This is a genomic window from Klebsiella sp. 4_1_44FAA (assembly GCF_000238715.1).
GTDB lineage: Bacteria > Pseudomonadota > Gammaproteobacteria > Enterobacterales > Enterobacteriaceae > Klebsiella > Klebsiella pneumoniae.
Genome location: NZ_JH414801.1, coordinates 17,620 through 27,010 on the forward strand (window position 1 = coordinate 17,620; position 9,391 = coordinate 27,010).

General features: G+C 50.9%; 19 protein-coding genes and 1 pseudogene. 1 reads left to right on the forward strand and 19 read right to left on the reverse strand.

The window, feature by feature from the left end:
* Positions 1-5 precede the first annotated feature (5 nt).
* The 16 genes from rpsH to rpsJ form a co-directional block, all read right to left on the reverse strand.
* Complete coding sequence (gene rpsH, locus HMPREF1024_RS12635) at positions 6-398, reverse strand: 30S ribosomal protein S8 (protein WP_002919665.1); 393 nt, start codon at positions 396-398, stop codon at positions 6-8.
* Between the two features lie 33 nt (positions 399-431).
* Positions 432-737, reverse strand: coding sequence for a 30S ribosomal protein S14 (rpsN, locus tag HMPREF1024_RS12630; protein ID WP_002919667.1), 306 nt, complete (start codon positions 735-737; stop codon positions 432-434).
* Positions 738-751: 14 nt separating this feature from the next.
* Positions 752-1,291, reverse strand: a complete 540-nt coding sequence (gene rplE / locus HMPREF1024_RS12625; RefSeq protein WP_001096200.1) for a 50S ribosomal protein L5 — start codon at positions 1,289-1,291, stop codon at positions 752-754.
* A gap of 14 nt (positions 1,292-1,305) precedes the next feature.
* Positions 1,306-1,620, reverse strand: a complete 315-nt coding sequence (gene rplX / locus HMPREF1024_RS12620; protein WP_000729185.1) for a 50S ribosomal protein L24 — start codon at positions 1,618-1,620, stop codon at positions 1,306-1,308.
* Between the two features lie 10 nt (positions 1,621-1,630).
* A complete protein-coding gene (rplN, locus tag HMPREF1024_RS12615) occupies positions 1,631-2,002 on the reverse strand; it encodes a 50S ribosomal protein L14 (protein WP_002919748.1) in 372 nt (123 codons plus the stop codon).
* A 165-nt stretch (positions 2,003-2,167) separates the two neighbouring features.
* Entirely contained in the window at positions 2,168-2,422 is a 255-nt protein-coding gene (rpsQ, locus tag HMPREF1024_RS12610; RefSeq protein ID WP_002919751.1) for a 30S ribosomal protein S17, read from the reverse strand.
* On the reverse strand, positions 2,422-2,613 hold the full coding sequence (gene rpmC, locus HMPREF1024_RS12605) for a 50S ribosomal protein L29 (protein WP_002919754.1): 192 nt from the start codon (positions 2,611-2,613) through the stop codon (positions 2,422-2,424). The genes rpsQ and rpmC overlap by 1 nt, the downstream gene beginning before the upstream one ends.
* Complete coding sequence (rplP, locus tag HMPREF1024_RS12600) at positions 2,613-3,023, reverse strand: 50S ribosomal protein L16 (RefSeq protein WP_002919759.1); 411 nt, start codon at positions 3,021-3,023, stop codon at positions 2,613-2,615. The genes rpmC and rplP overlap by 1 nt, the downstream gene beginning before the upstream one ends.
* A 12-nt stretch (positions 3,024-3,035) precedes the next feature.
* A complete protein-coding gene (gene rpsC / locus HMPREF1024_RS12595; protein ID WP_002919766.1) occupies positions 3,036-3,734 on the reverse strand; it encodes a 30S ribosomal protein S3 in 699 nt (232 codons plus the stop codon).
* Between the two features lie 17 nt (positions 3,735-3,751).
* Positions 3,752-4,084 (reverse strand): 50S ribosomal protein L22, encoded by a 333-nt coding sequence (gene rplV / locus HMPREF1024_RS12590; RefSeq protein WP_002919773.1) that lies wholly within the window; start codon positions 4,082-4,084, stop codon positions 3,752-3,754.
* Between the two features lie 14 nt (positions 4,085-4,098).
* Positions 4,099-4,377, reverse strand: a complete 279-nt coding sequence (gene rpsS / locus HMPREF1024_RS12585) for a 30S ribosomal protein S19 (protein ID WP_001138115.1) — start codon at positions 4,375-4,377, stop codon at positions 4,099-4,101.
* A 16-nt stretch (positions 4,378-4,393) separates the two neighbouring features.
* On the reverse strand, positions 4,394-5,215 hold the full coding sequence (rplB, locus tag HMPREF1024_RS12580; protein ID WP_002919786.1) for a 50S ribosomal protein L2: 822 nt from the start codon (positions 5,213-5,215) through the stop codon (positions 4,394-4,396).
* A gap of 17 nt (positions 5,216-5,232) precedes the next feature.
* On the reverse strand, positions 5,233-5,535 hold the full coding sequence (rplW, locus tag HMPREF1024_RS12575; RefSeq protein WP_000617546.1) for a 50S ribosomal protein L23: 303 nt from the start codon (positions 5,533-5,535) through the stop codon (positions 5,233-5,235).
* Positions 5,532-6,137, reverse strand: coding sequence for a 50S ribosomal protein L4 (rplD, locus tag HMPREF1024_RS12570; protein ID WP_002919794.1), 606 nt, complete (start codon positions 6,135-6,137; stop codon positions 5,532-5,534). Before rplD ends, rplW begins: the two co-directional genes overlap by 4 nt.
* A 10-nt stretch (positions 6,138-6,147) precedes the next feature.
* Positions 6,148-6,777 (reverse strand): 50S ribosomal protein L3, encoded by a 630-nt coding sequence (gene rplC, locus HMPREF1024_RS12565; protein WP_002919796.1) that lies wholly within the window; start codon positions 6,775-6,777, stop codon positions 6,148-6,150.
* Between the two features lie 32 nt (positions 6,778-6,809).
* A complete protein-coding gene (gene rpsJ / locus HMPREF1024_RS12560; protein WP_001181005.1) occupies positions 6,810-7,121 on the reverse strand; it encodes a 30S ribosomal protein S10 in 312 nt (103 codons plus the stop codon).
* A 383-nt stretch (positions 7,122-7,504) separates the two neighbouring features.
* Here rpsJ and HMPREF1024_RS12555 point away from each other — a divergent pair, with 383 nt between their 5' ends.
* Positions 7,505-7,990, forward strand: coding sequence for an A24 family peptidase (locus HMPREF1024_RS12555; protein WP_015959081.1), 486 nt, complete (start codon positions 7,505-7,507; stop codon positions 7,988-7,990).
* Here the strand turns inward: HMPREF1024_RS12555 and bfr are convergent.
* The 3 genes and pseudogenes from bfr to HMPREF1024_RS12540 form a co-directional block, all read right to left on the reverse strand.
* Positions 7,974-8,450, reverse strand: a complete 477-nt coding sequence (bfr, locus tag HMPREF1024_RS12550) for a bacterioferritin (RefSeq protein WP_002919971.1) — start codon at positions 8,448-8,450, stop codon at positions 7,974-7,976. The genes HMPREF1024_RS12555 and bfr overlap by 17 nt on opposite strands.
* 73 nt (positions 8,451-8,523) lie before the next feature.
* Positions 8,524-8,718 (reverse strand): bacterioferritin-associated ferredoxin, encoded by a 195-nt coding sequence (gene bfd, locus HMPREF1024_RS12545; RefSeq protein WP_004152415.1) that lies wholly within the window; start codon positions 8,716-8,718, stop codon positions 8,524-8,526.
* A 180-nt stretch (positions 8,719-8,898) separates the two neighbouring features.
* A pseudogene (locus HMPREF1024_RS12540) lies at positions 8,899-9,391 on the reverse strand (EF-Tu/IF-2/RF-3 family GTPase); the annotation flags it as partial.

Genomic DNA, 9,391 nt, shown 5'->3' on the forward strand with positions numbered 1-9,391 from the left:
TCCGATTAGGCTACGTAGCAGATAATTTCGCCACCAAGACCAGCCTGGCGCGCTGCACGATCAGTCATAACACCTTTAGAGGTAGAAACAACTGCGATACCCAGACCGGCCATAACTTTCGGCAGCTCATCTTTTTTCTTATAGATGCGCAGACCTGGGCGGCTGACACGCTGAATGCTTTCTACAACAGCTTTGCCCTGGAAATACTTGAGAGTAAGTTCCAGTTCAGGCTTGGTGTCGCCTTCAACTTTAAAATCTTCGATAAAACCTTCTTCCTTCAGCACGTTGGCGATTGCCACTTTCAGCTTGGAGGAAGGCATGGTGACCGCAGCTTTGTTCGCGGCCTGACCGTTACGGATACGGGTCAGCATATCCGCGATCGGATCTTGCATGCTCATCTGTCTTTACTCCCGTGATTCAATTGGTGACAATTACCAGCTAGCCTTTTTCAGACCCGGGATTTCACCGCGCATAGCGGCTTCACGGACCTTAATACGGCTCAACCCGAACTTCCGCAGGAAACCATGCGGACGACCTGTTTGACGGCAGCGGTTACGCTGACGAGACGGGCTGGAATCACGCGGCAGAGTCTGCAGCTTGAGAACGGCATTCCAACGATCTTCGTCGGTTGCGTTCACATCAGAGATGATAGCTTTCAGTTCAGCGCGTTTAGCGAAGAATTTATCAGCTAAAGCCACGCGCTTTACTTCGCGTGCTTTCATTGATTGCTTAGCCATTAAGTAACCCTACCTTACTTGCGGAACGGGAAGTCAAAGGCAGCCAGCAGAGCACGGCCTTCTTCGTCAGATTTCGCAGTAGTGGTAATGGTAATATCCAAACCACGAACGCGGTCGACTTTATCGTAGTCGATTTCTGGGAAGATGATCTGCTCACGGACACCCATGCTGTAGTTGCCACGACCGTCGAAAGACTTAGCGGACAGGCCGCGGAAGTCACGAATACGCGGTACAGCAATAGTGATCAGGCGCTCAAAGAACTCCCACATGCGTTCGCCACGCAGAGTTACTTTACAGCCGATCGGATAGCCCTGACGGATTTTGAAGCCTGCAACTGATTTGCGTGCTTTGGTGATCAGCGGTTTTTGACCGGAGATTGCTGCCAGGTCAGCTGCTGCGTTATCCAGCAGTTTCTTGTCAGCGATCGCTTCACCAACACCCATGTTCAGGGTGATCTTCTCGACCCGAGGGACTTGCATGACAGAATTGTAGTTAAACTCAGTCATGAGTTTCTTAACTACTTCGTCTTTGTAGTAATCATGCAGTTTCGCCATCGTACTACTCCAAATTACTTGATAGTTTCGCTGTTAGACTTGAAGAAACGGACTTTTTTACCGTCTTCGAATCTAAAGCCTACACGGTCAGCCTTGCCGGTTGCCGCATTGAAGATTGCAACGTTAGAAACCTGAATTGCAGCTTCTTTTTCAACGATGCCGCCTGGTTGGTTCAGAGCCGGAACCGGCTTCTGGTGTTTCTTAACCAGGTTGATACCTTCAACAATGACCTTGCCGGAAGACAGGACATTCTTAACTTTACCGCGCTTACCTTTATCTTTACCGGTTAACACGATAACTTCGTCATCACGACGGATTTTCGCTGCCATGATTCGCTCCTTAGAGTACTTCTGGTGCCAGAGAGATAATTTTCATGAACTTCTCGGTACGAAGTTCACGAGTTACCGGCCCAAAAATACGCGTACCGATAGGCTGCTCGCTGTTATTGTTCAGAATAACGCATGCATTACCATCGAAGCGAATGACAGAACCGTCCGGGCGACGAACACCCTTCTTGGTGCGCACCACTACCGCCTTCAGCACATCACCTTTTTTGACCTTACCACGCGGAATTGCTTCTTTGATGGTGATCTTGATGATGTCGCCTACGCCTGCGTAGCGACGGTGCGAGCCACCCAGAACCTTGATACACATTACGCGACGTGCACCGGAGTTGTCGGCGACGTTCAGCATAGTCTGTTCTTGGATCATTTTAGTGCTCCGCTAATGTCAACTACTACTGAGACCCGAAAATTAGGGTCGTTAAAAAGCCCCATATCGAGGGCGCGGCATTATAACACCACAAACCAGATATGGGTAGAAAAAATAAACGGCTCATCGCTGAGCCGTTTATCCGTATCGAGAATGCGTACTCTATTACAGAACCGCTTTCTCTACAACGCGAACCAGCGTCCAGGACTTAGTCTTGGACAGCGGACGGCATTCGCGGATTTCAACCTTGTCGCCGATACCGCATTCGTTGTTCTCGTCATGTACGTGCAGTTTGGTCGTACGTTTGATGAATTTACCGTAAACCGGGTGTTTCACCATACGTTCGATAGCAACAACAATGGATTTCTCCATTTTGTCGCTAACTACGCGACCTTGCAGAGTACGGATTTTATCGGTCATTACGCACCCGCCTTCTGAGTCAGTAAAGTCTTAACGCGTGCAACATCACGACGCACTTGCTTCAGCAGATGAGTCTGTTGCAGCTGGCCACTTGCAGCCTGCATGCGCAGGTTGAACTGCTCACGCAGCAGGTTCAGCAGCTCAGCGTTCAGCTCTTCAACGCTTTTTTCACGCAGCTCTTTTGCTTTCATTACATCACCGTCTTAGTTACAAAGGTGGTTTTGATCGGCAGTTTCGCTGCTGCCAGGCCGAATGCTTCACGGGCCAGCTCTTCCGGTACACCGTCCATTTCATACAGGACTTTACCCGGCTGAATCAAGGCAACCCAGTACTCCACGTTACCTTTACCTTTACCCATACGAACTTCCAGCGGCTTCTCGGTGATCGGTTTGTCCGGGAATACACGGATCCAGATCTTACCTTGACGCTTAACTGCACGGGTCATAGCACGACGTGCTGCTTCGATCTGACGTGCAGTCAGACGACCACGGCCAACAGCTTTCAGACCGAAAGTGCCGAAGCTAACATCCGTACCCTGCGCCAGACCACGGTTGCGGCCTTTGTGCACTTTACGGAATTTTGTACGCTTTGGTTGTAACATCAGCGACGCTCCTTATTTACGGCCTTTACGCTGCTGCTTTTTAGGTTGAGCAGCCGGTTCCGGTTGTTCAACAGCAGCCATACCACCCAGGATCTCACCTTTGAAGATCCATACCTTAACGCCGATTACACCGTAAGTGGTGTGCGCTTCAGAGGTGTTGTAGTCGATGTCAGCACGCAGAGTGTGCAGCGGTACGCGACCTTCACGGTACCATTCGGTACGTGCGATTTCCGCGCCGCCCAGACGGCCGCTAACTTCAACTTTGATACCTTTAGCGCCCAGACGCATTGCGTTCTGTACAGCACGCTTCATCGCACGACGGAACATAACGCGACGTTCCAGCTGAGAAGTGATGCTGTCAGCAACCAGTTTTGCGTCCAGTTCAGGTTTACGAACTTCGGCGATATTGATCTGTGCAGGTACGCCAGCGATATCCGCTACGACCTTGCGCAGTTTTTCTACGTCTTCGCCTTTCTTACCGATAACGATACCCGGGCGAGCGGTGTGAATGGTCACACGGATGCTCTTAGCCGGACGCTCGATAACGATGCGAGATACAGACGCTTTAGCCAGTTCTTTAGTCAGGAACTGACGTACTTTAAAATCGCTGTCCAGGTTGTCAGCGAATTCTTTGGTGTTCGCGAACCAGGTAGAGTTCCATGGTTTGACAATACCCAGGCGAATACCATTAGGATGTACTTTCTGACCCATTGCTAGTCTCCAGAGTCTCAGCGATCGGACACAACCACAGTGATGTGGCTGGTGCGCTTCAGGATGCGATCTGCACGACCTTTAGCACGCGGCATAATGCGCTTCATGCTCGGGCCTTCGTCTACGAAAATTTTCGCAACTTTCAGATCATCAATGTCAGCGCCATCGTTGTGTTCAGCGTTAGCAATGGCAGATTCCAGTACCTTCTTGACCAGTACAGCAGCTTTTTTGTTGGTGTAGGTCAGAATATCCAGGGCCTGCGACACTTTCTTACCGCGAATCAGGTCAGCTACAAGGCGAACCTTCTGAGCAGAAGAACGAGCATGGCGATGTTGAGCTAAAGTTTCCATCTCTTCCTCCTACCTTATTTCTTCTTCGCTTTTTTATCAGCAGCGTGGCCGCGATAAGTACGAGTCGGTGCGAATTCACCCAGTTTGTGACCGACCATTTCGTCGGAAACAAATACTGGAACGTGCTGACGACCATTATGGACAGCGATGGTCAAACCGATCATGTTAGGAAAGATCGTTGAACGACGGGACCAAGTGCGCAGGGGCTTCTTGTCTCCGCTTTCCACCGCTTTCTCTACCTTCTTCAGCAAGTGCAGGTCAATAAAAGGACCTTTCTTGAGAGAACGTGGCATGGCTTATCCTCTAAAATTATTTGCTACGGCGACGTACGATGAATTTATCAGTACGCTTGTTGCTGCGGGTCTTCTTACCTTTGGTCTGCAGGCCCCACGGGGATACCGGGTGCTTACCAAAGTTACGACCTTCACCACCACCATGTGGGTGGTCTACTGGGTTCATCGCAGTACCGCGAACGGTAGGACGAACACCACGCCAGCGTGCAGCACCTGCTTTACCCAGAACGCGCAGCATATGCTCAGCATTGCCAACTTCGCCCAGAGTCGCGCGGCAGTCTGCTTCGACTTTACGCATTTCACCAGAACGCAGACGCAGGGTGACATAAGCACCGTCACGAGCAACGATCTGAACGTAAGTACCAGCGGAACGAGCCAGCTGACCGCCTTTACCTGGTTTCATTTCTACGTTATGAACGGTAGAACCAACCGGGATATTGCGCATCGGCAGGGTGTTGCCTGCTTTGATTGCAGCATCAACGCCAGACTGAATCTGGTCGCCAGCTTTCAGGCCTTTCGGGGCCAGGATGTAACGGCGCTCGCCGTCTTTGTACAGAACCAGCGCGATGTTCGCGGAGCGGTTCGGATCGTACTCAAGACGTTCAACAACTGCCGGGATACCATCTTTGTTGCGTTTGAAGTCAACAATACGGTAAGCCTGCTTGTGGCCACCACCGATATGACGGGTGGTGATACGGCCATTGTTGTTACGACCACCGGATTTGCTGTTTTTTTCCAGCAACGGAGCAAAAGGTTTGCCCTTGTGCAGCTCTGGGTTAACCACTTTAACGACGTGGCGACGACCCGGAGATGTCGGTTTACATTTAACAACTGCCATTGTATTACTCCTCCGACTTACTCAGCGCCGCCAACGAAGTCCAGATTCTGGCCTTCTTTCAGGGTGACGTAAGCTTTTTTCCAGTCGCTACGACGACCGATACGCTGTCCGTGACGTTTAACTTTCCCTTTAACAACCAGGGTGTTAACGACTTCGACTTCGACTTCAAACAGTTTCTGCACAGCAGCTTTGATTTCTGCTTTGGTCGCGTCTTTAGCAACTTTGAGAACGATGGTGTTTGTTTTTTCCATCGCAGTAGACGCTTTTTCAGAAACGTGCGGTGCGCGCAGCACCTTCAGCAGACGTTCTTCACGAATCATGCCAGCATCTCCTCAACTTGCTTAACAGCATCAGCAGTCATTACGACTTTGTCGAAGGCGATCAGGCTAACCGGGTCGATACCGTTCGCATCACGTACGTCAACCTTATGCAGGTTACGTGCGGCCAGGAACAGGTTCTCGTCCAGCTCACCGGTGATGATCAGCACATCTTCCAGAGCCATGTCTTTCAGTTTCTGTGCCAGCAGCTTAGTTTTCGGCGCTTCAACAGAGAACTTCTCGACAACGATCAGACGATCCTGACGTACCAGTTCGGACAGAATGCTTTTCAGCGCGCCGCGGTACATCTTCTTGTTAACTTTTTGACTGTGGTCCTGCGGACGAGCAGCGAAGGTCACGCCACCGGAACGCCAGATCGGGCTCTTGATAGAACCAGAACGCGCACGACCGGTACCTTTCTGGCGCCACGGTTTTTTACCGGAGCCAGTGATTTCAGCACGAGTCTTCTGAGCACGAGTGCCCTGACGCGCACCGGCTGCATAAGCAACAACAACCTGGTGAACCAGCGCTTCGTTGAAATCACGACCGAAGGTAGTTTCGGAAACAGTCAGCGCGCTCTGCGCGTCTTTCAATACTAATTCCATTGCTATCTCCTCACGCCTTCACAGCTGGTTTAACGATCAGGTCGCTACCGGTCGCACCCGGGACAGCACCTTTAACCAGCAGCAGGTTGCGCTCAGCGTCAACACGTACTACGTCCAGGCTCTGAACGGTTACACGCTCATTACCCAGCTGACCTGCCATTTTCTTGCCTTTGAACACTTTGCCCGGAGTCTGGTTCTGACCGATAGAACCCGGAACGCGGTGGGACAAGGAGTTACCGTGAGTAGCGTCCTGGGTACGGAAGTTCCAGCGCTTAACGGTACCAGCAAAACCTTTACCTTTAGAGGTACCGGTTACGTCAACTTTTTTAACGTCAGCAAACAGTTCAACGCTAATGTTCTGACCTACGGTGAATTCTTCGCCGTCAGCCAGACGGAATTCCCACAGACCACGGCCAGCTTCAACGCCAGCTTTAGCGAAGTGACCCGCTTCCGGCTTGGTTACACGGTTAGCTTTTTTAGCACCGGTGGTAACCTGGATTGCGCGGTAGCCATCGTTAGCCAGGTCTTTAACCTGAGTAACACGGTTTGCTTCAACTTCGATTACGGTTACTGGGATAGAAACGCCATCTTCAGTGAAGATGCGGGTCATGCCCACTTTTTTACCGACTAAACCAATCATTGTTTCAACCTCTCAATCGCTCGATGACCTGATTAACCCAGGCTGATCTGCACGTCTACACCGGCAGCCAGATCCAGACGCATCAGAGCATCAACGGTTTTTTCAGTTGGCTCAACGATGTCAACCAGACGCTTGTGAGTGCGAATTTCGTACTGGTCACGCGCGTCTTTGTTGACGTGCGGGGAGATCAGAACGGTAAAGCGCTCTTTGCGGGTCGGCAGCGGGATCGGACCACGGACTTGCGCACCAGTGCGCTTAGCAGTCTCGACGATTTCCGCGGTTGATTGATCGATCAGACGATGATCAAACGCTTTCAGGCGGATACGGATTCTTTGGTTCTGCATGAGACCAGAGCTCCAATTATTTTATAGACGAAATGATTACTCCTCATACCCATTACGATTGATGGGAGAGTGTAACCGTTCTTACATAGTCCCCCTATTGGGGACATTGTTTGATAACCCAAATGCGATTACCAGGGTTCATATTGAACCGGCCGTCAACTTTGACAGGCCCGCGCATTATACGCAAATTCTGGCGCGACGCAAGTGCTGTTTAGAAAATCATCACCAGGATTTGCGCGCCTTCGCGTTAGCGCGCTGTACGGGGATGCAATGCGGAGTAAGAGCGCGGATTGTGGGATCCATTCCCGGAAAATGCCTTTTGTGCTGAACGGGAGAGGATGAGCATAGTGACGCAATGTTCATCGATCATTGCGGGGTCAACTATGCTCGCCGCCCTCCCCTTCTTGCTGTGCTATAGCGGTTTGACCGTGGCATTATGCCACCAGGATCTGCGCCACGGTCTGTTGCCCGACCGTTACACCTGTCCCCTGCTGTGGAGTGGTTTACTTTTTTATCTCTGTCTGGCGCCGCACCAGCTGCATGATGCCGTCTGGGGGGCGATAGGGGGCTATCTCTCTTTGGCTGCGATTTACTGGCTATACCGCGGTATCCGCGGCTATGAAGGGTTGGGTTATGGAGATATAAAATATCTTGCCGCCCTCGGCGCCTGGCATGGCTGGCGATTGCTGCCGCAGTTGGTCCTGGTTGCCTCGCTACTCGCCGGCATAGCGTGGGCAGGAGCAGGTTTATACGCCAGTTGCGGCAGGAAGAGCAAATGGGGAAGAAGCAACCCGCTGCCGTTTGGGCCATTCCTGGCGGCCGCGGGTTTTTGGTGCGGGTGGCAGACGCTGGCTAGTCTGACACTTTGATCTGCGACTGCAGGTAATTTTGCAGACCGATTTTGCCAATCAAATCGAGTTCGGTTTCCAGCCAGTCGATGTGGCCTTCTTCATCCGCCAGGATCTCAATCATCATATCGCGGCTGACGTAGTCATGGACGCTGTCGGCATAGGCAATAGCCTCACGCAAATTTTGCGCCCCTTCCAGCTCCAGCCTCAAATCGGACCGCAGCATCTCTTCCACATCTTCACCGATGCCAAGTTTGCCGAGATCCTGCAGATTAGGGATACCTTCGAGAAAAAGAATACGCTCGATATACTTATCGGCGTGCTTCATTTCGTCGATGGATTCGTGGTACTCAATATCGTTGAGGCGCATCAGGCCCCAATTTTTAAACATTCTCGCATGAAGAAAGTACTGATTAATTGCGACTAGCTCATTTCCCAATAATTTATTGAGATAACTTATGATTTTGACATCACCTTTCATTATATAGTCCCTCCGCTTCCACTCATTGAAGCGTAGTCCGGCCTATAGGGATGTCAAAAGAGAAGCGTGGACTTCAGGCGATTTCTTTGAATTCCGGCATGGTGGTTAATTCATCTTCCATCACTTCACGCGCGGCACGAACACACTTACCGCATTGATTTCCCACGGGAACAAACTTACGTAATTGCTGAAAAGATTGCGGTTGAAACTGGCGCACAACCTGACGAATTTTTTTATCGCTGACGCCATTGCACAAACAAACGTACATAGAAACTCCCGTTCAATTTATGCACAAATATTAAATGAGAATGGTTATGATTACAATAGACCATTTGCTCATTATCCGCCGCAACGCAAGATATGAATAGCCTGCAAAAATCCGTTTTTCGCTGAATGACAGACAGCAAAAAGGGCGCCGAAGCGCCCTTTTTAATTCAAAGCTAACGAATTAGCCCAGAACTTTAGCTACAACGCCCGCGCCAACGGTACGGCCGCCTTCACGGATTGCGAAACGCAGACCGTCGTCCATCGCGATCGGGTGGATCAGGGTAACAACCATTTTGATGTTGTCGCCCGGCATTACCATCTCTACGCCTTCCGGCAGTTCGATGGTGCCAGTCACGTCAGTAGTACGGAAGTAGAACTGCGGACGGTAGCCTTTGAAGAACGGAGTGTGACGGCCGCCTTCGTCTTTGGACAGGATGTACACTTCAGATTCGAACTTGGTGTGCGGGTTGATGGTGCCCGGCTTAGCCAGTACCTGACCACGTTCGATTTCTTCACGTTTGATACCACGCAGCAGAACACCTACGTTCTCACCAGCACGGCCTTCGTCCAGCAGTTTGCGGAACATTTCAACGCCAGTACAGGTGGTTTTCGCGGTTTCTTTGATACCAACGATTCAACTTCTCTACCTACTTTGATGATACCGCGCTCTACAC

Coding starts and splice junctions, on each gene's coding strand:
- rpsH (WP_002919665.1), bottom strand. CDS start 398: ATGAGCATGCAAGATCCGATCGCGGATATGCTGACCCGTATCCGTAAC.
- rpsN (WP_002919667.1), bottom strand. CDS start 737: ATGGCTAAGCAATCAATGAAAGCACGCGAAGTAAAGCGCGTGGCTTTA.
- rplE (WP_001096200.1), bottom strand. CDS start 1,291: ATGGCGAAACTGCATGATTACTACAAAGACGAAGTAGTTAAGAAACTC.
- rplX (WP_000729185.1), bottom strand. CDS start 1,620: ATGGCAGCGAAAATCCGTCGTGATGACGAAGTTATCGTGTTAACCGGT.
- rplN (WP_002919748.1), bottom strand. CDS start 2,002: ATGATCCAAGAACAGACTATGCTGAACGTCGCCGACAACTCCGGTGCA.
- rpsQ (WP_002919751.1), bottom strand. CDS start 2,422: ATGACCGATAAAATCCGTACTCTGCAAGGTCGCGTAGTTAGCGACAAA.
- rpmC (WP_002919754.1), bottom strand. CDS start 2,613: ATGAAAGCAAAAGAGCTGCGTGAAAAAAGCGTTGAAGAGCTGAACGCT.
- rplP (WP_002919759.1), bottom strand. CDS start 3,023: ATGTTACAACCAAAGCGTACAAAATTCCGTAAAGTGCACAAAGGCCGC.
- rpsC (WP_002919766.1), bottom strand. CDS start 3,734: ATGGGTCAGAAAGTACATCCTAATGGTATTCGCCTGGGTATTGTCAAA.
- rplV (WP_002919773.1), bottom strand. CDS start 4,084: ATGGAAACTTTAGCTCAACATCGCCATGCTCGTTCTTCTGCTCAGAAG.
- rpsS (WP_001138115.1), bottom strand. CDS start 4,377: ATGCCACGTTCTCTCAAGAAAGGTCCTTTTATTGACCTGCACTTGCTG.
- rplB (WP_002919786.1), bottom strand. CDS start 5,215: ATGGCAGTTGTTAAATGTAAACCGACATCTCCGGGTCGTCGCCACGTC.
- rplW (WP_000617546.1), bottom strand. CDS start 5,535: ATGATTCGTGAAGAACGTCTGCTGAAGGTGCTGCGCGCACCGCACGTT.
- rplD (WP_002919794.1), bottom strand. CDS start 6,137: ATGGAATTAGTATTGAAAGACGCGCAGAGCGCGCTGACTGTTTCCGAA.
- rplC (WP_002919796.1), bottom strand. CDS start 6,777: ATGATTGGTTTAGTCGGTAAAAAAGTGGGCATGACCCGCATCTTCACT.
- rpsJ (WP_001181005.1), bottom strand. CDS start 7,121: ATGCAGAACCAAAGAATCCGTATCCGCCTGAAAGCGTTTGATCATCGT.
- HMPREF1024_RS12555 (WP_015959081.1), top strand. CDS start 7,505: ATGCTCGCCGCCCTCCCCTTCTTGCTGTGCTATAGCGGTTTGACCGTG.
- bfr (WP_002919971.1), bottom strand. CDS start 8,450: ATGAAAGGTGATGTCAAAATCATAAGTTATCTCAATAAATTATTGGGA.
- bfd (WP_004152415.1), bottom strand. CDS start 8,718: ATGTACGTTTGTTTGTGCAATGGCGTCAGCGATAAAAAAATTCGTCAG.